The sequence below is a fragment of the Bacillus sp. AFS077874 genome (assembly GCF_002566505.1).
In the GTDB taxonomy this organism is placed as follows: Bacteria; Bacillota; Bacilli; order Bacillales; family Bacillaceae_G; genus Gottfriedia.
In genome coordinates this window covers 185,924-211,797 of the sequence record NZ_NUYF01000012.1, presented here as the reverse complement: position 1 = coordinate 211,797, position 25,874 = coordinate 185,924, and the positions used below count along the sequence as shown (strand labels likewise).

Sequence of the window (25,874 nt, the reverse complement as noted above, 5' to 3'; positions counted from 1 at the left end):
CTCCATTATTTTTTATTTCCTTTCAAAATTTTTGGAATTGGAATTGATAATTTAATATCTTCACTTTTTTCAATTAACGAAGAAGTCTGATCAATCGTTTGTACAACATGACGATTCGAATTGGTAATCCGTTCAGTTAATTGAAATTGGAAGAATAAAAATGTTGCTGCAGCAGCCAATACTAAATGGATTAAGCGAACTTTTTTTGAATTCGTTTTAGATTTCTTTTCATTCGTTTTTTCCGTAATCTGTATTGATTCAGTTTGTTTCATTATTTCGTTCACTAGCTCATCTGAAAAATTAAAATCAGGTGGATTCATCCATTCCATGTCTAATTCATTTAAAAGTTCAAGTTCCGCCTGACATGAGATACATTCATTTAAGTGCTGTTCAAGCAAAAGAGATTCTTTATTTGAAAGCTTCTTTTGTTGATACGATAATAGTTGGTCAGAAGTTAAATGTTTCAAATGATCCCTCCTTTATGCTTGTCTTTAATTAATCGTTTGGCTCGATACAAACGTGATTCTACAGTTTTAACGGCTACATTTAATTTCAAAGCTATTTCCCCATAGGTAAGTTCTTCAAAATAATATAATTTCAATACATCGCTATATGCCTGTGGCAATTCTATTAAATCTGAATGAATAAGTTCTTTATCAATCGTTTTTATTAAAGCTTCTTCAGGTGATAATAAATTCTCCTCTGGTAAAGTAGAGAGTAAATCACTAGTTTCATTTTCCTGTTGTTTTACTTGTTTTCTTTTAAAATCAATTGCTTTATTCATTGTAATTCGATAAATCCATGTGGCCAAACTAGATTCCCCGTTAAAGTTTTCGAGAGAACGATACAATTGGAGAAAGACTTCTTGCGAAATATCTTCAGCATCCTTTTGATTATTTGAAACTTTCAATGCTACTGCAAATACTTTTGATTGGTATCTTACTATTAATTCCTTAAATAGTTGATGATTCCCCTCTACTATATTCCTTACTAATTGTTCATCCGACTCCATTGCATCACCTCTTTTCCTCTTCCATAACTTTAGACGAAGACAAATTTAAAAACCCTGCAAAAAAAATAAGTTTTTTTAAAAATTTTTTTTAACAATCTTTCTTACTTAAATAAATGAAGTATAGTTGATTTTTCCACTTTGTTAAAAAATAGTTTGTGAGTAATACTCTTATTTAATTAATAAACAATAAAAAAAGCTTGTAAAAACAAGCTTTTAGAATGTTGAAATATAAAATGGTTAAGCTGATATTAAGTGAATCTTATTGATAATATAATTCATTTTTTAAAGTTCAAATAATGATTTTAAATGTCATATGTTTTGAGCAGTTTTATAATAGCACTAACTCTAGTAATTGTTTATTCTTGAGAATTAAAAAATATTTAAGTGCTAATTTTTAGAAAACAAGTACAAATCATTTTTATAATACGTTTTAATCATACTTGAACTGTAAACTGATTAACAATCTGTTACGCTACTTTAAGTAAAGGATAGTAAATTAGTTTTTTAGTGTAATCATTTTTTTATGAATAAGTTGATTGGAACGAAAGGGTGCTCGACTCCTATGGGATAAGCGGNNGCCCCATGGAAAGCGAGCATCCTGTAGTGGAAATCAACATCACTCTACTCCTTTTACGAAAATTTGATTATTTAATTGACAAGATTGTTTCTCAACATATTTAAAGCTTGTAAAAACATGTATCTAACCAACATTTTAAATTCTATTGAACCTCCGAAATACCTTTTAAATCCTTAATATTTGTTCGCATATGGTTCATTATTTCGTTGTATCTTATTTTGCCATTTTTTAGATTAACATCATTAATATTTTCCAAAGACATAATTTTAAAATTACGATTATCACGATAGTAATTATAAGTAGGAAAAAAACTTGGATTTGCCAATTCAATTTTTATATTTTGGTCAGATTGAGTTTTAACTACATCAATTGTACCCATGCCACCAATTAACTCATAGATTTCATCTTGAGCTGATAAGAAATTTCCTAATGAGTAAAAGACGATTGTTTTATTCCCCGTTTTTCCAGTGATCCAAGCCGGCGGTTGTAGGACGTGTGGATGATTACCAATAATAATTTGAACACCCATATCAGCCAATTGTTTTGCAAGTTTCTTCTGGGTATTGTTCGGCATTCTTTCATATTCAATCCCCCAATGCATGGCAACTACTACTACATCCGATACTTTCTTTGCTTTTTCAACATCACTACGTATTTTGGCAAGGTCGATCAAATTTACTAAATAATCTTTTCCTTTAGGAACAGGAATCCCATTTGTACCAAATGTGTAAGCAAGAAATGAAAATCGAATATTATTTTTATTTATCACTCTAATTTGGTCATGATCTGCTTGTGATTTAAAAGCACCTGTATATGGCATATGAATAGCGTCCCAATGCGAAATTGCACTATGTATAATTTTTTCACCTCGATCAAGTGAATGATTATTGGCCAGTGTTACAAAATCAACCCCAGCCCCTTTAAGTGCATCTCCAACTTCATATGGGCTATTAAATGCTGGATATGTAGATAATCCGAATTGCTTTCCACCAATCATCGTTTCTTGATTCGCTACTAAAATATCTGGCTTTTCCATCGTTTTTCTAACTTCATCAAACATTTTATTAAAGTTATATACTCCATTTGGAAGCCTAGCATCTTCATAAACCTCATTATGAATTAAAAGGTCACCCACTGCACCAACAGTCACCTTTGTAACAACCTGATTTAGTTTCTTTATAGGTTCATTCTGTTCTTTAACCTGTTCTGTTTTTCGTTTATTTTCTTTTACTTTGTGTTCCTCTTGATTATTTTTTGTACACCCGCAAAGTAAAGCAAAAAAACAGGTTAATACTACAATTATTTTTTTCATCTTTTTCTCTCCTGTAAAGCGAGATTCAATGGAATGTATGGTATAGGAACAGACAAAACAATCCAGAACCCTTATGTATTCATATTTTTATCCTTATCATCACTTAATACTCATTATGTTCCTTAATAATACTAGTCTGCCATTGGTCTTTAAGACATTCCTTATTTTAAGTTATTTCCATTTTTTAACAAACAAGCACTATATTTTACAGTGTTTATTTTAAATAATCAACTATTATTAATCATTTACTTTCATAGATTTTAAAAATTGAGAATTATTGGACTTTACTATTGTTTAACTATTAAAATAATAACATGTTCAACATTTTTTTGATTTTTAAACAGATTTAATAATGCTTAAAACGTTTTAATAGATAAGGAGAGAACAATGAATAGATCAGAAAAGTTATTACAATTAAAGAAAGAGATTAGTCATGTGATAATTGGTAAAGAGGATGTCGTTGAAATGATATTCATCGCTCTTATTAATAATGGACATATTCTACTAGAAAGTGTCCCTGGTACTGGAAAGACACAATTAGCTAAAAGCTTTGCCAAAACGATTAACGGATCGTTTAAAAGAATTCAATTTACTCCGGATCTATTACCTAGTGATGTAACAGGTATTCAATTTTTTCATCCAAAAGAACAAGACTTTCAGCTTCGAATCGGTCCTGTTATGACAAATATTTTATTAGCAGATGAGATTAATCGTGCTACACCTAGAACCCAAGCTAGTTTATTAGAAGTAATGGAAGAACGCCAGGTAACAATCGATGGAGAAACTATTCCCCTACCAAATCCGTTTATCGTTATTGCAACGCAAAATCCAATTGAATCACAACAAGGTACGTTTCCATTACCTGAAGCACAAATGGATCGATTTTTTATGCAAATTAGTTTAGAATACCCTACATTTGACGAAGAAAAAAGCATTATGAAGTCATATCGTTCAAATACTCCATTTTTGAATTTAAAAAATGTACTAACTTTAGAAGAAATTGATGAAATGAAAGAACAGGTGAAAACTGTTACAATTTCAGAAGAAGTAGAGGATTATATTTTAAATATAATTCATTCAACGAGAAATCATGAGGATATTCAACTCGGCATAAGTCCACGTGGTACATTGGCACTAATGCGAGCTTCACAAGGTAAAGCATATATAAACAATAGAACATTTGTCACTCCACAAGATGTGAAGGATGTTGCGATTTATCTCCTTTCACACAGATTAGTCTTGAGCCTTGAGGCATCCTTAAAGAAAAATGCTATACAAGTTATTGAATCCGTGTTAAATCAAGTTGAAGTTCCTGTAGAAGCTGGAGCTGGTCAATAAATGACTTGGAATAAAGAAATACATGGTAAAAATTCACTTGATATCCTAACTATTTTTGGGATTATATTTCTAATCATCAATGTCTATCAATCTTCCTATTTATTAATGTTTTTAGGAGGATTTTTAATCATCATTAGTTTGATGAGTCGATACTATTTAAAACATATTGCTGATTACCTGATCATCGAAAACGACAAGGAGCCCATTCGAGTTTCCGTCGGAGAACAATTTAATTTACCTATTAAGATTGCCCAGAATCATTGGTTACCTATTATTAATGCAACAGTTCGCATAAAATTAGAACCTATTGTAGATAGTATAAATTTTAAAGCAGTTAGTAGTGATTCAAATTTGGAACTAATTATCCCAATTCAACTAAAAGGTAATGAAACGATTCAGATTACATTACCGCTTTCAGCTACTAAACGTGGAGTTACTAGAATTAAACAAGTAGAGCTAAAAATTTCAAACTTTTTTAGTTTAGGTTATCTATATTTAACCTATAAACCATTTTTACATAAAGAAATTATTATTTATCCTACATTAATTCCTGTACCTCAAATTGAACAAATCATTTCAACTAACTCATATGGTAGTTTTGTAACAAATACTAGTATGTTTGAAGATTTTCTAGCCCCGATTGGAACAAGAGATTACGTCTATTCGGACTCCTTTCATCGAATTCACTGGAAAGCTAGTGCTAAAACTCAAGTACTTCAAACGAAAATTTATGAACGAACTGCTGACTATTCAATTACATTTATTATAAATTTACGAGATACTCATCATGATAATTTTAGATTAAGTATAATTGAAAACATCGAATCAATTGCTAGTAATATTGCCTATATCGTCCAATACGCTGCAATAAAAAATATTAATTATGAAATATTTCTAAATTTGAACATGGAAAGTGGAGTTCCTGTTTTTCATTTACCAATTGGTGGAGGTAAATCTCAACTAGGTAAAACTTATGATATCCTTGCCCGAATTAATGGCGCAAGAATGACTCAGCCAATTGATCGATTACTTCATTACGTAGAAAAGCAACAACGAAAATCTCCTGTTGTTATTTTATGTGGCCCGTTCGGTAAGCATGGAGATCGATATTTCGCTCAAATGCGAAAACGTGGCCAAAGCATCTATTATCTACAAGATGATTTAGAAAGTCCATCGCTTGTTCCATTTGGACAACATTAAGTCGAAAGGATAATGAAATGATTTTACGTTTACTTTCTACATACTTTTTTTCATTAGAATATCTATTACTCTATTTAATCGTAATATTTATATACGAATCAAAAAATCAACTGCCACCTACTTTGGCAATCATTTGTATTTTTATGATTGGAAATCTATTTTTACTTTACTCATTACGAAAATCTCAAGTATCACGTGTTATTCCGTTTATAGCAGGCATAATTTCTGGAGGAATCGGCTATACTCTTGGCCTAAATTCTGTTACATCTATTATATGTGCTAGCTTTATCTATTTTCGACTTGAAGCTTTTCTTAAAGACACTTCGTTATGGATCGAAGAACGAAATAAATTACAAATCATTTTTTATTTAACGAGTTTGGTCGTCCTCTTTTTTGGTTGGACTTCACATTATTCTCATATGAACTTGATATTATGGATAATAATCATTTTTACAATTTTATTTAGTTTAGGCAGATACTTTCAGCAAGCAGTCACTACACAAACCATTAAAAACTATCGAGGAATTATAGGATCAATTAGTATAGCAGCCTTGCTTACTAGTACCATATCGTTAATATTACCGGTCTTAAAGTGGGCGATTTTCAAATTACTGGACGGCTTATTTAGTGCAGTTGGTTTTTTAGGAACTCCTTTCTTTAACTATGTAGATCACATCACTATTAAAGAGAAAAAACTTAAGCTAGGCCAAAATTCAAGTGCTGAAGATAAACTTCCACAAAATATACGTAATCACCATTATATTTTAGAGTCGACTCCTACTTGGGTATGGTTATTATTATTGATTATCGTATTAATCGTAATTTGGCTAGTCATAAGAAAGCTTACTTATATCCGTAATGAAAAACTTACCGCCAAACAAGAAATCAGCATCGAATATAATGCAATACCAGAACATAAGAGGAAAAAAAGACGCTTTTTCAAACACTCTGCCCCAACAGAGCAAATCAGAAAACTAATCTTCCAACTTCAAAAATATGCATCTAAATACAAGATGGGTCGACACCAAAATGAAACACTAAAAGAGTGGTTAGAGCGAATACAAATACCGCATGAGGATGAACTAATTAATGCATATAACTCTGTGCGCTATGGTAAAGGTGAAATAAAGGATATTGAAAAATTTGAGGAACAAGTGAAAAGAATCAAGGGTAGGATTAAAAGCAAGAATAAGGAAGAAGATTAAGAACAAAGAAAAAACCCAAACCTTTTACTTAGGTTTGGGTTTTCACGCTTTTGAAAAAGTTGAGGCTACGAATAATCCAGTGAAGGTGCAATTAAACTTGGTATTTCTGCAATTAAATCTGTTCAAGTGCAATTAAAATAGCCCTAACTGCAATTAAATTTGGCAATTCTGCAATTCAAAAAATAAATCTGCAATTAACTCTATGAAAACTGCAAATAAGGCTTGGCATCACAAGGAAATAGTTTATCAGATTCAAATAAATAGATGAAATATCAATAAATCGAGTAAGAATCATTCAAAACTAAACATTATTCTGCAAAAGTAAGGTTGGTCCGAACTTTATATCAATTTCAACGATAGATCAACAAGGAACACCATTATGATTATTTAAAAAGCATAATGATGTTCCAAATTTCTCCTTACCCTTGTATTTAATTCTTATTGTAAACTTTCGTACTGATTGTATATTTTTCGATAGTTTGCATGTGTGGATCGTATCCGATGCCTGGTTTGGTTGGTACGGTGATCATACCATTTTCTACGGTTACTTCTGGTTCGATAATATCTTCTGCCCAGTATAATGCAGATGCTGCTGTGTCCCCAGGTAGTATGAAGTTAGGTAATGAAGTGATTGCAATATTATGGGCTCTTCCGATTCCTGATTCTAGCATTCCACCGCACCATAATGGAATTCCATTTTCCTGGCATAGATCATGTATTTTTCTTGATTGAGTTAGTCCTCCAACTCGACCAATTTTAATATTAATAATTTTACAGCTTCCTAGTTTTATTGCTTTTCTAGCATCTTCTAGTGAGTGAATACTCTCGTCTAAGCAGATTGGCGTTTTCATTCTTTCTTGAAGGTCTGCGTGATCGATTATATCGTTGTATGCAAGTGGTTGTTCAATCATCATTAAATTATAATCATCTAATGCAATTAGTTGATCCATATCAGATAATGTGTATGCTGAGTTTGCATCCGCCATTAAAGGAATAGTTGGATATACTTTTCGTACTTTATCGATCAGTTCAAGATCCCAGCCTGGTTTAATTTTTAATTTAAATCTTTTATAGCCTTCTGCAAGTCGGTTTTCGATAATATTAATTGTTGAATCGATTGAATCTTGAATCCCAATACTTACTCCTACTTCGATTTCCTTTTTCGTTCCACCTAACGCAGTTGAAAGTGAGATATTTTCTTGCTTAGCATAAAGATCCCAAATTGCGCCTTCTATTGCAGCTTTGGCCATATAGTTCCCACGAATATGTGAGAAATACTTTTCGGAAATTTCGTCTGGATGGTTAATATCATTATTTAAAACGATTGGAATTAAATAATCTTCTAGAATATGCCAGTTTGTTTTTAACGTTTCTTCATTATATAATGGATCAAGCATAGCAACAGATTCAGCCCAACCTGATATACCGTCTTCGCTTATCGCTTCTAATAGAATAAATTCACGGTCATATTCAGTACCAAAGCTGGTTGTAAATGGATGTAATAAATCTAGCTTCATATGACGTAATATTATTTTTTTAATTTTCATTTCCGAACTCTCCTTTATATTACTTTTCTATTTGTTCAGTACATAAAAATGAACTGGCATTTCCGAGTCTGAATTCTTATAAAATCCAGTAACTTTCCATCCGCTTTGAAATAATTTTTTAAAGGACTCTCTAGTAAGCATTCGCCACTGGCTTGCAATTTTACTATTCGTTTCTCTAATTGTTCGGAAATCTTTTGGTACCGCAACAAAGGCTAGATCGTTAAACACATCTATATCGTTTTGAATCGGCATTGGTATTCCGTCGTTGTTTTCTTCCCATTTAATAAGTGAATTGCTAACTGCTTCATCTAATTCAAAAGGTCTCAACTTCTCCTTTTCCTCTTCCACTTCTGCAGTATACCATTCAACTAAAAAACGGTCAGATGGAATTCCACTATTTAATAAGTCTTCCATTTCTCCATAGCAGTTTTCAATATACGTATTACAAACTCCACCTAACTTAGAAATATTTAAATAGCCATTTGCTGTTTCTAATGGATCATAAGTCCAAGTAATCAGTTTGTAGCCGAGTTTAAGAGCTTCTTCTCGCTGGGCGATTTTAAGCAGTTTTCCAATCCCTTTATTACGAAACTCTTGATCAATTCCAAGCATATGAGAACAAAGATAAACATTTTGTCCATCATAACCAGGAAAACTATATTGAAATCCAATTAGTTTATCGTCAAAATATGCACCTAAAACTAATCCGCCATTTTTTGCAGCTGTAATTGTTTGATGCGTAGGAATTGAATCCTCAAAACCCCAAATTTTAGATTCTAATTCTCGTACTTGCCCCATTTCTTCGATCGAATGTAGAGCACGGATCTTAATTCCTGAATTAACTTCAGATTGATTCAGTTTGTTTAGCATTTGCCTCACCTCTTAATTGTTATTGTTCTGATGCTAATAAAACTGTTTGAGTTAAAATTTTCGCTCCATAATGAAGGGCTTCTAAATTAAAACTCATATGAGGATGATGTAACCCTGGAGTTAATCCACATCCTAAACCGACCATTGTAGCCGCAATTTGAGGATATTTATTTGTATAGAAATGGAAGTCCTCCCCACCATTTGAAATGCATTCAGTCACTATGTTTTCATGTCCGATTATTTCTAAAATGGCCTTCTCGGTAATTTTTATTGCTTGCTCATTTTGTACGGCCGCTGGAACAAATTCTTCCATAGACCACGAAATCTTAGCTTTTGTTTCAATCATCGTTTCCTCAAAAACCTCAACTGTACGTGCGTTTAATTGATTCATAATGTCATTTGTTTGCGCTCTAACATCAAGCGAAAACTTTACTGTTTCTGGTATCGTATTTGATGCTTCATTTTCAGTTTGAATTTGGGTCATTTTAACTGAATGAGGGATATCCGTATTTAAATTTATTTGCTTTAATTTATTGACTATTTCAGAAGCTACTTCAATCGCATTAATACCATCTTGTGGCCTAGATGCGTGAGCTTGAATTCCTCGAATTGTACCTTTAATCGTTTCAGCAGACCCATGTATGATCACTGGAGATGCCTTTTGAAAAGGTACTTCTCTTTCTGGTCTTAAGTGTACGCCAAACAATGAAATGACATTGTCTAATGCACCATCTTCCATCATTTGAAGGGCTCCCTCACCCTTTTCTTCGGCTGGCTGGAAGATAAATCGAATCGTATGTTTTGGCTTTATACCACTTGCCGAAATCGCCAACGCTGCATATAAAACCATCGTACTATGAGCATCATGACCACATGAGTGATTAGCCATTACAACACCATCAACTTCTTGAACTAGTGCATCCATATCAGCTCTTAGCGCCACAACTGTATCATTTTGACCCTTAATTTCAGCAATAAATCCAAAATGATTTTTATACGTTTTAATCTCAAATTCTGCATCATTTAGTCGTTCTCTTAAATACTTTGCTGTTTTTTCTTCTTGCCAACTCGGCTCAGCTAGCTTATGTAAATCCTGGTAAGTTTGTATAATAGTTTCTTTATTATGATCTAGAAAAGATTGTGGATTCATAAGATTTTCTCCTAACTGTTTTTTCTATTCTATAAATACTTCATAGGTAGAATAAATTTTTTCCAATTTCTGTTGATACATTTGAATTCTTTTTTGGTCTTTTTCATATAATCCGGCAATCACTAAATTTAGTAGACTTATAACTGATGCGATTGAGTTAGAACCACTTTCCACATTTTCTTCTGTAGTTAGAACAATATCTGCAATTCGACCAATTGGTGATAATAATCGATCAGTAATAGAAATTAAACTGACTCCATTTTCTTTCGTACATTCTGCAATTGTTAGTGTTTCCTTTGCATACCTTGGAAAAGAAAATGCAATAACAACTGATTTTTCTGTTAAATTACAAAACTTTTCATAAAAATCACCTGCTGGAGAACAATACAATACGTTACCTCTAATTGAGCTTAACGTATTCGAAAACCAGTACGCTGCTATATGGGATACTCGATGACCAACTATTAACACTTGATCAGCACAGGTAATTGCTTCAACTGCTTTTGAAATTTCCTTAATATTCGAAGGTTGTAATAAGTTTCTTAAAATATTTACTTCATTTTCGATAATTTTGGTAAAAGTATTTTGTCCTTCTGCATTTTTCAACTCTTCTTTTTCTTTTATATAATCGGCTTTATTTAAATGAAGAAACTCATTTTGAACACATAACTGCATATCACTGAAGCCTTCAAATTCAAGCGCATATGAAAGACGAATGACCGTTGTTTCACTTACTTCAGCTTTTTTTCCAATTTGATAAGCAGTTTTAAAAGCACACTCCTCAAGATTTTCAATCATATAAGTCGCTACTTTTTTTTGCCCTGGTGATAATTGTGAAAATTTTTCCTTAACTAACAATTTAAAATTAGGTCGCTCCATTATTTTTAATCCTTCCAGTGTTGAAGTTTATCCTTCATTAATTTTAAAAGTTGCAGTCAATACTTCTTTTCCTTTTACACTATCATATCCCTAAACTAGGAGCAAGGAAAAAAAGTTAAGTTTTTCTGCTTTTAACCTAATAAATATTTGTAGTTAGTAGTTAATTGCCCTTACAATTTACCTCAATTTGAATTAACTAAAATAGGACTACTATTCAAAATTTGAATCCGGTCAAAAGCCGTAATCGTGTATACAATTAGTTTTCAAATCGGTTTAAACGTTATTTGTATACCCTAAAACTAAGGAGGGGAAAATTTGAAAGTCTTAATAATCTGGCGTCTCTTAACAGTTGGTGGAGTAAATGCTGGCTGGAGGAATCGTTCAATTTATTTTAAAAAGTTTGGCATTGATACTGAGTTTTTATACACAACAGACCATGGTGGATTACACATAATGGAAGATATTGCACCTGTCTATTTAACGAAGGACGAAAACGAAATTATTGATATTATAAAAAACAATGCATATGACGCAATCATTGTAGTAGATACTGGATCAGCGTATAAGTGGTTACAAAAAGCTAAATATAAAGGTCCAGTTATTGTAGAAGCACGTACGCCCGAGCTTATAAAACTACAACCTCATTTAAAGAAATTCAGATCCGTTGAACCTGTTTCTATCATTGTTCCATCGAATTATCAAAAAAGGTTAGTCTCCATCTTAACAGATAACATCCCCATTAAAGTAATCTACAATGGTGTTGACACTTCATTTTTTCATCCATTAGCTCAAGATGAAATTGCGTACGAAAATAATCCAATCCTCCCAAAAAATAAAAAAATAGTTTGCTGGATTGGTAGAGTGGATAAACGAAAAAACTGGCAGATGTTAATCGAAGTTGCAAAATTGATAAAAAGTGCACGGTCGGATATTGAAATATGGTTAATCGGAGGAGCTCAAAGTGTGCAGCGAGAAGATTTTGCATTGACTTGGAAGGAAGAAGGTCTAACTGATCTTATCAAATGGTTTCCGGTAATTCCATATCAACAAATGCCGCATGTATACGCAAAAGTGCTTCAATCTGGGGGATGTACGATCGCAACAACAAAAGTGGAGTCATTTGGCAATACTTTTATTGAGTCTATGGCATGTGGGGTCCCTGTTGTGGCTTCTAATATTATGCCTATTTCGGAAATCGTTCTTCAAGGTGAGACAGGTATGCTTTTTCGAGGACATGATGTTCAAGATGCTGTTAAAAAAATCTATTCAATAGTTGATAATAGTAAACTACATCAAAAGCTTTCACAAAATGCAATCGACCATGTTGAACAGAATTTTGCTATTCAGAAAGTAGCTGATATTTATCGAGAATATCTTTTAAAATTTGATGAAAGCAAAAATAGTGATGTGATTCAAAATGATTGAACCAGTTTCCTATATTAAAAAACTAGAAGGAAAATCCAACGCTCACTTAATTACATTTAGTGATGGTAGAGATTATGTTGTGAAATATTTTCGGTCTGGATTTGAGAAAACATTACCAAACGAATGGGTTGCCTATTGTATTGCTAGATTTTTAGATTTACCAGTTCCTTATGCTCAAATCGTTTCTATTCCTGAAGAATTTTCAAAAACCATACCGGATCTAGTTATGGAAGAAATTCAACATTCAAAGTTTCAGTTTGCTTCTTTATATGTACCTGAAACGTTAAATGGTCATCAAGTTGGATCGGTTCCTAGTATTATAAATAACAATCAGCTTGCAGGCATCATTTTATTTGATTATTGGCTGTGTAATGGAGATCGTACCCGAAAAAATATTTTATTGCGTGAAGAAAGTTTAGATCATTTTAAACTATGGATCATTGATCATGCGGAATCATTTGGATCTTACAGTTGGTTAGTTTCTGAGTTAGAAACTTTGCCTCAAAAAATTATGAAAAGTTCAACTCATCAGTTCATGTCCAGATATATAAATAGTGAAGAAGAATTTAATGAACAACTGGAGATCATCCAAAGATTCCCGGTATTGCTTTTAGAAGAAATTATAGAATTGATCCCTGATGATTGGTTGTTATCAAAGGAAGACAAAAAGGCAATTGTAGGCAGATTAGTAAATCGTAGAAAAAAAATTCTCCCTTATCTTAAACATAAATTCGTCAAAACGATCTACCGTCCATTACATGAACAAAATGAATAGTATAATAAAAACGACTTCAAATTAGTTTGAAAGTCGTTTTTTCATTTTTATTGAATTATGGACGGTTTACCAACTGGGTAATATTCTATTTTCTCACAATCTCTAACTCTTTCTTCCATCAGACAGTTTCTTCCGTCAAAAATGATTGGATTCTTCATTTTCTTTAGTATGCTAGGTAAGTCAAGTTCTCTAAATTCTCTCCACTCAGTAACAATAAAAATTGCATCTGTATCCGTTACACATTCATTTATTGAACTAGCGAACGTTAAATTGTTACCTAGTATTTTTTTTGCGTTTTCAATTGCAACAGGGTCATATGCAATGACTTCTGCTCCTAGTTCTGTTAAAGAATTTATGATATTAATAGAAGGTGCTTCTCTCATATCGTCTGTATCGGGTTTAAACGATAATCCTAGACATGCAATCTTTTTCCCTTTTAATATACCAAATCGTTCAATCGCTTTCTTTACAAGTAATTTACGTTGAAAATTATTGATTGAAATAGTTTCCTTTAGAAAACCAAATTCAACTCCATTTAACTCGGCTGTATGCAATAATGCTTTAACATCCTTTGGGAAACAAGAGCCGCCATAACCTATTCCAGCATATAGAAATGCTTCACCGATTCGTTTATCTTTCCCCATTCCCTTTGCCACATCTTCTACATTTGCACCGAGTACTTCACAAAGATTTGCAATTTCATTTATATAACTTATTTTGCTAGCTAAAAATGCATTGGATGCATATTTAATCATTTCTGCACTTCGAATACTAGTTATTAAGATTGGTACATTTAATGGTTTATACATTTCTTCAACAATTCTAGCAGACTCTTGATTATTGCTACCGATAATTATTCGATCTGCTTCCATCGTATCTTTAATTGCGGAGCCTTGTCTCAGGAACTCTGGATTTGAAACAACGTCAACTACGATATCTTTACTGCAATTTTGTTGAATAATTTCCTTTACTACTTCATTCGTTCCAACTGGAACAGTACTTTTTATAGCAATAATTACGTCTTGTTTAATATTTTTTGCGATATCAATCGCTGCACCCTCAAGATAGGATAAATTTGCGGCCCCATCTTCTCCTTGAGGGGTACCTACTGCAACGATAATAACCCTCGCATCTTCTAACCCCTTATCATACGAGGTTGTGAATGATAATCTTCCTAACTTAATATTATTAGTTATTAACTCTTCAATTCCTGGTTCATATATTGGAGAAATACCTGCACGCAAATTTTTTATTTTAAGTTCATTTATATCGATACAAGTTACTGAGTGACCAATCTCTGCTAAACAGACTCCTGTTGTTAAACCGACATAGCCCGTACCTAATATAGAAATTTTCAAGTCAATCCACTTCCTGATTCTTCATATTTAGAGCATGATCAGATATGACCTCATTTAAAAAAGCAATTACCTCATCTTTTATATCTTCTCTATTAATCGCAAAATCAATTGTAGCCATTATAAATCCGATTTTATTTCCGATATCATATCGTTTACCTTCGAAATTATATGCTAAGACAAATTGATTTTTATTAAATTCATTAATCGCATCTGTTAATTGTAATTCACGGCCTTGTCCCACAGAAATTGTCGATAAAATATCAAAAATCTCTGGAGTAAGAATGTATCGTCCCATAATTGCATAATTTGATGGGGCATCTTTCAATTTTGGTTTTTCCACTAGACACTCAACTTGAAATAGATTTGTATTTGTATCATAAGTACTTTCTTTTTGTTTAATAATGCCATATTTACTTACTTCTTCATCAGGAACATTCTGCACAGCAATAACCGGGGCATTATATTTCTCGTAAACATTAATAATTTGCTGTAAGCAAGGTGTTGTAGACATAACGATGTCATCCCCTAACAAAACAGCAAATGGTTCATCTCCTATAAAACTCTTAGCACATAATATTGCATCCCCTAATCCTTTTGGTTCCTTTTGACGCACGTAAAAGATTTTCACCATATTGGATATTTTCTGCATTTCTTCCAAAACAGTTAGCTTGTTTTTTCGAGATAAAGATTCTTCTAATTCATATGATTTATCAAAATGATCCTCGATTGCTCGTTTGCCTCTACCACTAATAATAATGATTTCTTCAATTCCAGAAGCTACAGCCTCTTCAACGATATATTGAATAGTTGGTTTATCAACTATAGGTAACATTTCTTTTGGCAACGCTTTTGTTGCTGGCAAAAAACGAGTCCCGAGACCAGCAGCGGGAATAATAGCCTTGCGGATTTTCATTTGACTTGCCTCCAAACATTTGTTCATTCTACTTTATATGTAAATGAAGGAGGTCTTGTCACCATATATACCTATTATGTTTAGAAAGTTTATGACTTAAAAACTAGCTTTTTTTGACCTGCAGTTTATTTCGGTAAGAACACAAGAATATTCTATTACAAGGAAATATTTGTAGGAATTCATGGACCAATATAAAATGTTTGAGAGACTTTTCGTGTTATTTGAACTAGTTTTGTTCTATTGGACCTATGTTTTGTATTAATTGCTTCGGTCTTACATTCATTAGCCTGCCTTGAGTTTTAACTGCGTCAGTATTAGCATTATAGAGCAATTTTAAGCATCATTTAAGACAAGTTTTTCATTCACGGTATTGTAATTCATTACGCCAGTCTGAGCGTAAATTAAGCCGGTTTGAGCATTAATTAAGGGTAGTTAACAAAATGTTCGTTGCATAAGTTGCTCTCGTCCAAACCCATCATCAATAAATAATTTTCAAACTAAAAAAGGCTATCTCAAAAGTCTTTAAACTTAAGAGACAGCCCCTTGCTATTTAGACATTTTCCTCAAAATATTATTTTTAACGATTTCTGTTTCTATATAATTCAATGACGCTAGGAAATCTCTTTAATTCAAAAGGTTCGGAATTTACTTTATTAGATAGATTGTTAGTTCTATTTTCTAGTCTTCTTACTTCATTCGTATATGGGCTTGGGTTTGAACTTGAGTTTACATTATTTACACCCTGATCAGTTACTCTTCTAATTCGTCTTAATACTCTAGGATTACTATTAGCTGGATATTCTTCAACTTTTACTACTACTCTATCTCTTGTAGTTGATTTAGATTTCTCCACTAGGACTTCTTCCATTGCTTTTGTTTCAGACTGAGTTAGTGGTTCTGATTCTTCTACTTGTGATTCAACAGTTGGTTCTTTTACTTCAGCTACATTGTTATTCGTTTCGATCAACTGTGTATTTTGTACTGCAGTTTTAAATAATGTTTGAGGTTCATATTGTTCTAATTGTTCTAGTGAAATAGATGAAGCATATTCAGTTTGGCTCCATGTAGATAGTATTTCATTTGCTACACGACTCCATAAATACTTAGTAACTGCAAGTTCTCTACCTTTTTTTCCCATATTCTTCATTAGCGTTTTGTTTGATAATATTTCTGTGATTTTGGTAGCGAATTCATCTGGATCAACTGGATTTTCTACGATTAATCCATTCTCACCTGGAATAATGACTTCAGGATTCCCTCCTCGAGCAGTTGTTACAATTGGAAGTCCAGCTGCCATGGCTTCATAGTGGACCCTTGCAAGAGGCTCTTGCCATAATGAAGTACATACAAATATATCGGCTACTGCAAACCAGTTGTGTATTTCAAAAGGTGATACAAACCCTGTTGTAATAATTGGTACATCTTGTTTTTTTGCGATAGCACGAATATAAGCAACATAGTCCGTAACATTATTTTGACTAAACCAATTGCTTCCTACGATGACTAAAGCTAAATCTTTGAACTTTTTTGAAAGTGTTGGCAATGCTCTTATTAGACGGTCTACGCCTTTGTTTTCTGAAAGTCTTCCAGCAAATAAAATAACCGTTTTATTTTCTAAACCAAACTCTTTTCTAAGTGTGTTTCTCGTACTTATCATTTTTGAATCATTGCCAGGTAAGAAACGGTCAGAATCAACCCCTGAGTAGATCGTTCTGATTTTATTTGCACTTTGAGGATAAAGTTCACGAATTACATTTCCTACATAATCACTTACCGTAACGATACTTGAAACTTCTTCTAATACTAAATTCGCTTCATCAACAGCAATTTTCCCAATATTAAACATGTCATTATGCATGCTCAATGTGATTTTTGATTTTGGAGCTACTTTTCTAATCGGAAGGACAAGTCGTGGTCTGTTAAAAATGTGGATTAAATCAAATTGATTTCCTTTAATGTATTCAACTACACCTTCACGATATAGTTCTAATACTTTCCCTGGCACACGTACATAATGTACACCGTCGATTGTTTCTTCATCTGGTAATGATGGATCATTAACACCTAATACTGTTATATCGTGTACTTTACTTAAATAAGGTAAACTACCTGCTATATAAGTCTGAATCGCACCACCTAAAACTGGAGGTACTGGTAGGTTTTCAGTACATACCATTAATATTTTCATTCTTTTCCACTCCAGTCGTTGCGAACTTCATTCAATGTTGCCCACTTTGACTGCTCTAAGTCAACGATTGATTGAATTAATTGTTTAGTAGATTCGCCTAAAAATAATTCTGGTTCATAAAGTACTTCTTTAATGTTTTTATAAAATTCATTTGGCATTGAAAAATCAATCATTAATACTTCATATAATTCTTTAGAAATTGGATTTGCTTCATGATATGCGTTAATCATTTCTCTTACCCATGTAGCATCCCAAGCGAATAAATCAGACATTGTACCAGATATCAGTTTTCTAAGATCACGAATTGGCAAATCATATGCAACTCCATCTAAATCAATGATCCACATTCCATTTGGACCCATTTGACCATTTGACCATCCGTAATCTTGGTGAACTAAGCCCCAACTCGCATTTCCTTCATTCACCATATTAAAGTAACCCGAATTATTTAGGTCTTCCATACTCTTTCTTGCTTGTTCTTGAAATGTATCTACTACATTTAATAAATCCTGACTAGCAGGCATTTCATCATAGGCCAAAGCAATTGTTCTGAACCAGTTCATTTTGTTATATACTTTTTCATAGCTTTTTGGCCATTTGTGCAATCTTGATGCAATTTCTGCTTGAATCGGTGGTACATAGCCTTTACTTAAACGATGAAACTCACCAAGTGCAAAACATAACTGCTTAGCACCTTCTAAATCTTTAGAAACTGGTGCCAACTCTTCAATCCATTCTGCAACGAACCATAGTTTTCCACCAGCTTCTACATATTCCTCGCCATCTCTAGTTCGTACAATGCTTGGAACTCTAGCCTGTTGAACCTCAACTAAATACTTCTGAGCTCCTAAACTAAACATACTTCTAGTTGGTCTTCTGTGTAAAAGCTTAAAACTTTTTGGACCATCGTTTGTTTCAATTTTCCAAATCGCTCCGCCTTTGTCAGCTTTCGTTGTTATTACTTGCATGCTATTTACTTGAAGGTCATAAAACTTAAGTACTTCAAGTCCAATTTTTTCAATATATTCAGGCACATAGAATTCATCATGAATAAGTTCATCGACAATCCATGGCTCAATTATTATATTATTCAATTTCTCCCTCCTACTTTTTAGAGCCCATAAAAAAATTCACATTTCTTTTTAATGAAATGTAATAAAATGGTTACATTACTTTTATTGCTCTAAGAGTGTTTAGACCTAATGTAATAATATGAATTTGTCCAAGTATTGTGAGGGTATATGTGTATTCTATTTAAAAAGTATTTTCTCCTAATCTAGTTATATACATATTTCTATTTGAATTCGAACTTTGTCGTTTTATCCATCATATGATATTCCAACTCTTGTTAGATAAGGAGGTTTTTAACATTAAAAAAGCTGATACTAAGCGCATCTTAATTACTGGATGTGCAGGATTTATTGGATTTCATCTAAGTCGGCGCCTATTAGAACAAGGTTTTCAGATCATTGGGATTGATAATCTAAATGATTATTATGACAGAAGTCTAAAATTTGATAGATTGGAGCTTTTAAAGATATATGAAAATTTCAGTTTCATAAATGGCTCAATACATGAAATGGAACTATTAGAAGAGCTCTTTGAACAATATAATTTCGATCTAGTCATTAATCTAGCAGCACAGGCTGGGGTGAGATATAGTTTAGAAAATCCAGGGTCATATATTCAATCAAACCTTGTAGGATTTGCCAATATATTAGAGTGTTGTAAAAATCATCAAATTAAACACCTCATATACGCCTCTTCTAGTTCTGTTTATGGTAATAATAAAAAAACTCCCTCTTCAATTAATGATCGAGTTGACGAACCAATTAGCTTATATGCAGCAACAAAAAAATCAAATGAATTAATGGCATATTCATATAGTCATACGTTTAATCTTCCTACTACTGGATTGCGTTTTTTTACAGTCTATGGGCCATGGGGTAGACCAGATATGGCGCTATATAAATTTGCTAATTCAATCACTAATGGACAACCAATAGATGTTTATAATTATGGAAATATGAAACGAGATTTTACTTATATTGATGATGTAGTTGAATCAATTGTAAGAATCATTAAAAATGGGCCACCAAATGAATCCGCTTCGTATTATAAACTTTATAATATTGGTAACAATAGCCCAGTGAATTTAAATTATTTTATCGAAGTGTTAGAAAAGCAACTTGGTATAAAAGCAACTATTCGATTATTGCCGATGATTTCAGGAGAAGTACTTGAAACATATGCCGATATTGATCAACTCGTAAATGATATTCAATATAGTCCAACTACTTCAATTGAAGACGGTATTGCAAAATTCGTTGAATGGTTTAAGGATTATAAAAAGAAATGAAACTAGCCACAAGGATTTTAAACTTCCTTGTGGTTTATTTGTCTAATGTAGAAATTTTCAGCTATTGCTGTTGATTAACAAAAAAAGAAACCCAGTTTAAGGGCTCACTGCATATAAATTATTCGCCTGGTTCCGATCCTCACTTAACATTTGAATATAATCCTCATTTAATTGTTCTGTTAAATGATCTCGATAGTGCCAAATTGATAATAAGCATTGTTTAAATTTTTCAATTATACCTACATTTTTAACTTTTCTAGCTACCTTTATTAATTCATTTAACCCTTCAATATATTGCTTATTTTCACATTTTAAAAGTGATTGTGCATAACAGAAATCTAAGTACAATTGTTGTTTATACAAATTTGAACTATTGGCCATCTCATTAATTACTTTTTCATGCTGATTGATTAAAGCTAAAGCATCTTCTAATCTACCTAATTTTACATAGGATTCAATAATTCTCGGAATGCCTACATATAAATCATCTCGATCTTTAATCCAATCGTAGTATTCATCAACATAATGTAATTCACCAAAATCAAGGAATGTGACATACCGATTACCGATTGCAGCCTCTGCAAAAAAATCATTAATCTTACTATATTTCATTATTATTTCAAGCACTTCATCGATTGAGTTACTTAACCTATTTAAAGCGAATCCTTGGTATACTAATGCGTAGCCAAAATGTTTTTCACTTTTTGCCATTTTTTCTAATCGCTTCGCATAATGAAGGACTTTGTCCCATTGTTTTAACATATAGTAAGTAGCTGTAATATATAAAATTGTTAGTTCCTGAAAATCATCTGGCATATAGCTCACATATTCTAGTACATGGACAAGAGTAGCTGGTCCTTCTTCTGTTAATCTATTTAAATAGTACTTTCTAAAATAACTAATAGCGACTTCTTCTGCAGTTTGATCTGGCATGTGATGAATAATGATTTCATATAAAGGTAAAGCCTCTTTCTCTTTCCCTTCAGCAAATAACTTTTCAGCAATCTCAAATATATTTTGTAAATTTTTAGAGCGGATTGTCTTAGATTTTTCCTCTAACATTTCAGAAATGATAAAGTTTAACTCTTTTTTAAACCCATTTATTGCACATTTATAAATAAACGCTACACTTCTTCGTTTATCTAAATATCGATTCTGATTAAAGCATAATTGTGTATAGTCAGAGTAAAAATGTCCTTCTTCCAAACCGAATGCTTCTGTAATTGCATCTAAATAATGCAAAGATAATGGCTTTTTATTATTAAATACTCTACTAATATCACTAATATGGATTCCAGAATATTTAGCCAAATCAGCTTTATTCCATTTTTTGTCATTCATTAATGTAAGAAAATCATATAGAAGTATCTGATTCATAAGCTTTCCTCTCCATACTTGTTAATAATCTTTTTTAATTCAACATTCCCAACCTTTTATCTAGATAAAAAGTGGAAAATTAGGTAATATCACACATACTCTATTAGGTTTATTATACTATTTTGTCTTTTTTTAAAATAGGAAATATTCAATTATTAATTAAAGTTAATTAATTATTTAAATACTGTTTCATTTTCAAATGTTTTTACTTCAATACAATATTACTTTTCCTACGTTTCTGCATTCTTTTCCTATAATGGGAAATAATACCTTTATATTAATTATTTACTGGGGATGATTTATTGATAAAAAAGATTATTTCATTTATACCTGAGTATCCTGTTTTCATTCAAGCTTTTGTTACCTTTATCGTTCCTGTAGGTTTATCAAAATTTTTCAAATGGGTTCATTTTATGGAGAAAGAGTGATTTAAATGAAGCGTTCGAGATCCAATAAAATCTCAGAAAATGTGGCATCTCTAAATGATGAATCTCAAAATAGTAATGAAATCTTATCCAGTGATATCCAAGTAAATTTGGATTGGATTTTTAATGAAATTGGACATAATTCTGATGTTAAATTTAGAGAATTTCTATTAGGTCAAACAGATATTCAACTAGCAATCATTTTTATTGACGGCTTATCGAATGCAGACTTAATTCAACAGCATATTATGGGCGAATTAATGACGGGACTTACTGACATAGCCACTAATCAAAAAAATAATGGACAATCTTTAAATCTAAAAGACATTAAAAAATGTATTACAGAGAAATCACTCACTGTTTGTTCAATTGAAGAAGTCAGTACTTATAAAAAAGTAAAATCAGATGTTCTATTTGGCTCAATTGCTTTGTTAGTAGATGGTATTTCTGAATGTTTTTTGATAGGAGAAGCATTAACAAAAACTAGAGATGTAAAAGAACCTGATTCTGAGGCACTTGTTCGTGGACCAAGACTTGGCTTTGTTGAAAATTTAGCTGATAACACTGCTATGTTAAGACGTTCCGGAAAAAATCCAGATTTAACAATGATCGGATATGAAGTTGGAGAAGTTTCAAAAAAACAATTAGTGATAGCATATATCTCAACTATTGCGGATTCACAGCTTATTGAAGAAGTAAAAAAACGAATAAAAAGAATTGAAATTGATAGCGTTCCAGACTCTGGTTATATTGAACAATTAATCGAAGATGATTATTTAAGTCCTTTTCCTCAGATTCAAAGTACTGAACGTCCTGATCGAGTTATGAGTGCTTTAATGGAAGGTCGGGTAGCGATTATATTAGATGGTTCACCATTTGCACTTATTGCTCCTGTAACTTTTCAGATGTTAATACAATCTCCTGAGGACTATTACGAAAGATGGTTGGCAGCTACTTTAGTTCGATTATTACGATATCTTGCATGTTTTATTGCTTTATTTGCTCCATCTTTATACATTGCATTTATTTCGTTTCATCAAGGCTTAATTCCGACAAAGCTAGTATTTCATATTGCATCAACTAGAGGTGGTGTACCATTTCCTCCGTTAATTGAAGCACTTATAATGGAAATCTCGATCGAAGTATTAAGGGAGGCAGGACTTCGTTTACCTAAACCGATTGGGCAATCGTTAGGTATTGTTGGTGGATTAATTATTGGTCAGGCCGCAGTAGAAGCGGGTATTGTAAGTACAATCATGGTTATTGTCGTTGCAGTAACGGCAATTTCCTCATTTACATTACCACAATATAATGTCGGAATTGCCCTTCGTATGCTTCGTTTTTTATCAATGCTTTTTGCAAGTGTATTTGGTTTATATGGTGTCATTTTATTTTTCTTATTAGTATGTAGTCATTTAGTTAAACTCAAAAGCTTTGGAGTTCCTTACTTAAGTCCCGCAGCTCCAATTCGATTTAGTGATTGGAAGGATTTCATCGTAAGAGCGCCACTATTTATGATGAAAAATCGTCCAAAAAGCATTCAAGCTAAAAGAACTAGAAGGATGAAATAGCAATAGAAAGGAGGAGTACTAGATTATGGTTTCAAAGCCTATTGATCAAATATCAACGAATCAAACTGTCATGTTAATCGTAAATTTTATTTTTGGTGCAGGCATTTTAATTTTACCAAGAAGTGTTACTGACAAAGTAAAAACACCAGATGGTTGGATTACCGTTATCATATCCGGTTTAATTATAACCCTCTTAACCTTTTTACTCGTTATGCTGTGTAAACAATATCCGAACGAAACATATTTTCAATTTACTCAAAAAATTATTGGAAAATGGTTAGGAATTTCATTAAGTATCATTATAATCGTTTATTATGTATGCCTTTCAGCTTTAGAAGTTCGAGTGATGGCAGAAACGACCAGGTTATTCTTACTACAAGGTACTCCTACTTGGGCTATTCTAATTCCGTTCTTGTGGATTGGTTTATATTTAGTACTTGGTGGAATTAACCCCATCGCTAGAATATTAGAAATTATTTTTCCAATCACAGTGTTATTCTTTCTATTAGTTATTTTTTTAGGAATAGGAATTATTGAAATTGATAATCTTCGTCCTGTACTAGGAAATGGAATTAAACCTGTACTGAATGGACTCAAAACAACTTCCCTTTCTTTTTCAGGTTTTGAAGTTATTTTATTTATTTTTGTGTTCATGAAAGATAAAACGAAAATATCAAAAACAATTATGTTTGGAATAGGTATTCCATATGTGTTTTATACGATTACGGTTGTTGCTGTAGTCGGTGCTTTCTCAGTAGACGGTGTTTTATTGCAAACTTGGCCCGTACTTACTTATATTCGCAGCTATGATATACAAGGTCTTTTTGTAGAAAGATTTGACTCATTACTTCTAGTTATTTGGATAATGCAAATTTTTGCTACATTTATCATTGCATATTATATTTGTTCTCTTGGAATGGCACAAATTTTTAATAAAAAAAGTTTGAATCCATTTCTTTTTGGTACATTACCACTTATTTACATTGTTGCAATGATTCCGAAAGATATAAATCAAACTTTAATAATGGCTGATACAATCGGAAATAGTGTATTTTATTTATTTGGTATTGTCCCTCTTCTCCTACTAATGATTTCTATTGTGAGGAAAAAATTAAATGAGAAAATGTAGAATTTTTATCATTACAATTTTCAATTTTAGTCTTCTATTTTTATTATCGGGATGCTGGAGTAGTAAACCCATCGAGGACTTAAATATTATATTAGGTTCTAGTTTAGATAAGGATGCTGACGGAAAAATAAAATCCACACTACAATATGCAGTCCCTGAGGCAATGACTACAAAATCAGGTGGCGTTAATCCCGAAAAACCATATATAAATGTAATCGGGGAAGGCATTTCGTTAGAACCTTCTGGGTGGGAAACAACTTTAAGTAGGGAAGGTTATATTTTTGGTGCGCACCAAAAATGCGTTGTCATTAGTGAGGAACTCGCTAGAGAAGTTAAATTACGTGAGCTTACTGATTTATATTTTCGCGATATTGATATTCGTGGTAGTACGTTAATTTTTATAGCAAAAGGCAAAGCCAACCAAGCATTAGAAACAAAAGAAAAAAATATCATCCCTTCATTACGAATTGTTGAAATTGCTAATGAATCTTTAACTTCGTTAATTGTCAGCAAAACACCTTTAATTAAAATAGGTGGATTAATGAACTCTGGTTCTAGCTTCCTCCTCCAATTATTAGAACCGACTGATAATGGACCGAAATTTTCTGGTGGAGCAATTTTTAACGGTAAGAAAAATAAAATGATTGGTACACTTAATACTCAGGAAGTAGAAGGAATTAATTGGATCACTGCTCAAGGAAAAGGTGGTTCAGTAAAGGCATACACGAAAAAATCAAATGGACCAACTTGGTTTCAAATTGAATCAATGAAAAGTAAAGTTACACCGCATATAAAAGGTGACAAAATTTCTTTTGATGTAAAAATTGAGTCTGAAGGTAGAGTTGCAGAATATTGGAATCCTAAATTAAGGCCATTATTTGAAGAAAAAAACCTTAAAAATATTGAAAAAGCAACTGAAGAGGAAGTTACAAAATTAGTAGAAAATGTAACAAACAAGCTTCAAAATGAATATAAAACAGATATTGCCGGATTTGGAAACGAAGTAAGGATTCAATACCCAAAAAAGTGGAAAAAAATGAGTAAAAATTGGGATGATCTATTTAGTAAAGCTAAAATAAACTACGATGTTCATATTACAATCAGAGACTATGGTATGATCGGAAGGAAAAAAAATAAATAGAGAAAACTCGCTGATTGGCGAGCCTTAAGGCGAAGACAGAAGCGTAGTTGCACTTATACTTAATTCCTAAAATTGGCAACTACGTCGATTTTTCTTCTCCGATGCCAATTTATAATTTCTTAA

Annotated in this window: 22 protein-coding genes; 10 read left to right on the top strand and 12 right to left on the bottom strand. The window is 32.3% G+C overall.

The features are described from left to right. Positions 1 to 5: 5 nt before the first annotated feature. From COJ46_RS13665 to COJ46_RS13655, 3 genes are all read right to left on the bottom strand, one after another. A complete protein-coding gene (locus COJ46_RS13665; RefSeq protein WP_097975838.1) occupies positions 6 to 467 on the bottom strand; it encodes a hypothetical protein in 462 nt (153 codons plus the stop codon). Beyond that, positions 464 to 1,012, bottom strand: coding sequence for an RNA polymerase sigma factor (locus tag COJ46_RS13660; RefSeq protein ID WP_097975839.1), 549 nt, complete (start codon positions 1,010 to 1,012; stop codon positions 464 to 466). The genes COJ46_RS13665 and COJ46_RS13660 overlap by 4 nt, the downstream gene beginning before the upstream one ends. 719 nt (positions 1,013 to 1,731) lie before the next feature. Continuing rightward, positions 1,732 to 2,901, bottom strand: a complete 1,170-nt coding sequence (locus tag COJ46_RS13655) for a CapA family protein (RefSeq protein WP_097975841.1) — start codon at positions 2,899 to 2,901, stop codon at positions 1,732 to 1,734. 387 nt (positions 2,902 to 3,288) lie between these two features. Between COJ46_RS13655 and COJ46_RS13650 the strand changes: the two genes are divergently transcribed. From COJ46_RS13650 to COJ46_RS13640, 3 genes are read left to right on the top strand one after another with little or no spacing between them, the layout of a single operon-like run. Beyond that, entirely contained in the window at positions 3,289 to 4,239 is a 951-nt protein-coding gene (locus tag COJ46_RS13650; protein ID WP_097975842.1) for an AAA family ATPase, read from the top strand. After that, entirely contained in the window at positions 4,240 to 5,439 is a 1,200-nt protein-coding gene (locus COJ46_RS13645; protein ID WP_097975844.1) for a DUF58 domain-containing protein, read from the top strand. 17 nt (positions 5,440 to 5,456) lie between these two features. Then, positions 5,457 to 6,644, top strand: a complete 1,188-nt coding sequence (locus COJ46_RS13640; protein ID WP_097975846.1) for a hypothetical protein — start codon at positions 5,457 to 5,459, stop codon at positions 6,642 to 6,644. 431 nt (positions 6,645 to 7,075) lie between these two features. Here COJ46_RS13640 and menC read toward each other — a convergent pair whose 3' ends face one another. The 4 genes from menC to COJ46_RS13620 are packed head-to-tail and all read right to left on the bottom strand — an operon-like array spanning position 7,076 to position 11,090. Next, on the bottom strand, positions 7,076 to 8,191 hold the full coding sequence (gene menC, locus COJ46_RS13635; RefSeq protein ID WP_097975848.1) for an o-succinylbenzoate synthase: 1,116 nt from the start codon (positions 8,189 to 8,191) through the stop codon (positions 7,076 to 7,078). Between the two features lie 27 nt (positions 8,192 to 8,218). Further along, the gene (locus tag COJ46_RS13630) at positions 8,219 to 9,061 is read right to left on the bottom strand and encodes a GNAT family N-acetyltransferase (protein WP_097975850.1); all 843 of its coding nucleotides are present in this window, start codon (positions 9,059 to 9,061) and stop codon (positions 8,219 to 8,221) included. A gap of 19 nt (positions 9,062 to 9,080) precedes the next feature. Beyond that, positions 9,081 to 10,211: an amidohydrolase gene (locus COJ46_RS13625; protein WP_097975851.1), complete on the bottom strand. Its 1,131-nt coding sequence runs from the start codon at positions 10,209 to 10,211 to the stop codon at positions 9,081 to 9,083. A 24-nt stretch (positions 10,212 to 10,235) separates the two neighbouring features. Beyond that, positions 10,236 to 11,090 carry a MurR/RpiR family transcriptional regulator gene (locus tag COJ46_RS13620; RefSeq protein ID WP_097975853.1) on the bottom strand — a complete coding sequence of 285 codons (855 nt, stop codon included), beginning with the start codon at positions 11,088 to 11,090 and terminating at the stop codon, positions 10,236 to 10,238. Positions 11,091 to 11,405: 315 nt separating this feature from the next. Here COJ46_RS13620 and COJ46_RS13615 point away from each other — a divergent pair, with 315 nt between their 5' ends. Both COJ46_RS13615 and COJ46_RS13610 read left to right on the top strand, forming a co-directional pair. Continuing rightward, the gene (locus tag COJ46_RS13615) at positions 11,406 to 12,515 is read left to right on the top strand and encodes a glycosyltransferase family 4 protein (RefSeq protein ID WP_097975855.1); all 1,110 of its coding nucleotides are present in this window, start codon (positions 11,406 to 11,408) and stop codon (positions 12,513 to 12,515) included. Further along, the gene (locus tag COJ46_RS13610) at positions 12,508 to 13,290 is read left to right on the top strand and encodes a HipA family kinase (RefSeq protein WP_097975857.1); all 783 of its coding nucleotides are present in this window, start codon (positions 12,508 to 12,510) and stop codon (positions 13,288 to 13,290) included. The genes COJ46_RS13615 and COJ46_RS13610 overlap by 8 nt, the downstream gene beginning before the upstream one ends. A 47-nt stretch (positions 13,291 to 13,337) precedes the next feature. Here the strand turns inward: COJ46_RS13610 and COJ46_RS13605 are convergent, their stop codons facing one another. The 4 genes from COJ46_RS13605 to COJ46_RS13590 form a co-directional block, all read right to left on the bottom strand. Continuing rightward, a complete protein-coding gene (locus tag COJ46_RS13605; RefSeq protein WP_097975858.1) occupies positions 13,338 to 14,648 on the bottom strand; it encodes a UDP-glucose dehydrogenase family protein in 1,311 nt (436 codons plus the stop codon). A 1-nt stretch (position 14,649) separates the two neighbouring features. Next, positions 14,650 to 15,561: a UTP--glucose-1-phosphate uridylyltransferase GalU gene (gene galU, locus COJ46_RS13600; protein WP_097975860.1), complete on the bottom strand. Its 912-nt coding sequence runs from the start codon at positions 15,559 to 15,561 to the stop codon at positions 14,650 to 14,652. A 577-nt stretch (positions 15,562 to 16,138) separates the two neighbouring features. Further along, positions 16,139 to 17,749, bottom strand: a complete 1,611-nt coding sequence (locus tag COJ46_RS13595) for a glycosyltransferase family 4 protein (protein ID WP_097975862.1) — start codon at positions 17,747 to 17,749, stop codon at positions 16,139 to 16,141. After that, the gene (locus COJ46_RS13590) at positions 17,746 to 18,843 is read right to left on the bottom strand and encodes a CotS family spore coat protein (protein WP_097975864.1); all 1,098 of its coding nucleotides are present in this window, start codon (positions 18,841 to 18,843) and stop codon (positions 17,746 to 17,748) included. The genes COJ46_RS13595 and COJ46_RS13590 overlap by 4 nt, the downstream gene beginning before the upstream one ends. A 251-nt stretch (positions 18,844 to 19,094) precedes the next feature. On the opposite strand from COJ46_RS13590, the gene COJ46_RS13585 reads away from it, so the two are divergent. Further along, positions 19,095 to 20,108, top strand: coding sequence for an NAD-dependent epimerase/dehydratase family protein (locus tag COJ46_RS13585; protein WP_286133530.1), 1,014 nt, complete (start codon positions 19,095 to 19,097; stop codon positions 20,106 to 20,108). A gap of 96 nt (positions 20,109 to 20,204) precedes the next feature. Here COJ46_RS13585 and COJ46_RS13580 read toward each other — a convergent pair whose 3' ends face one another. Continuing rightward, on the bottom strand, positions 20,205 to 21,485 hold the full coding sequence (locus COJ46_RS13580; RefSeq protein WP_097975867.1) for a helix-turn-helix domain-containing protein: 1,281 nt from the start codon (positions 21,483 to 21,485) through the stop codon (positions 20,205 to 20,207). Between the two features lie 302 nt (positions 21,486 to 21,787). On the opposite strand from COJ46_RS13580, the gene COJ46_RS25025 reads away from it, so the two are divergent. Genes COJ46_RS25025 through COJ46_RS13560 form a run of 4 tightly spaced genes read left to right on the top strand, consistent with a single transcriptional unit; the run spans position 21,788 to position 25,751 of the window. After that, positions 21,788 to 21,913, top strand: coding sequence for a hypothetical protein (locus COJ46_RS25025; RefSeq protein WP_097975869.1), 126 nt, complete (start codon positions 21,788 to 21,790; stop codon positions 21,911 to 21,913). 5 nt (positions 21,914 to 21,918) lie between these two features. Further along, entirely contained in the window at positions 21,919 to 23,481 is a 1,563-nt protein-coding gene (locus COJ46_RS13570; RefSeq protein WP_097975872.1) for a spore germination protein, read from the top strand. 25 nt (positions 23,482 to 23,506) lie between these two features. Further along, on the top strand, positions 23,507 to 24,610 hold the full coding sequence (locus COJ46_RS13565; RefSeq protein ID WP_097975874.1) for a GerAB/ArcD/ProY family transporter: 1,104 nt from the start codon (positions 23,507 to 23,509) through the stop codon (positions 24,608 to 24,610). Continuing rightward, positions 24,597 to 25,751, top strand: coding sequence for a Ger(x)C family spore germination protein (locus tag COJ46_RS13560; RefSeq protein ID WP_097975875.1), 1,155 nt, complete (start codon positions 24,597 to 24,599; stop codon positions 25,749 to 25,751). The genes COJ46_RS13565 and COJ46_RS13560 overlap by 14 nt, the downstream gene beginning before the upstream one ends. Positions 25,752 to 25,874: the final 123 nt, after the last annotated feature.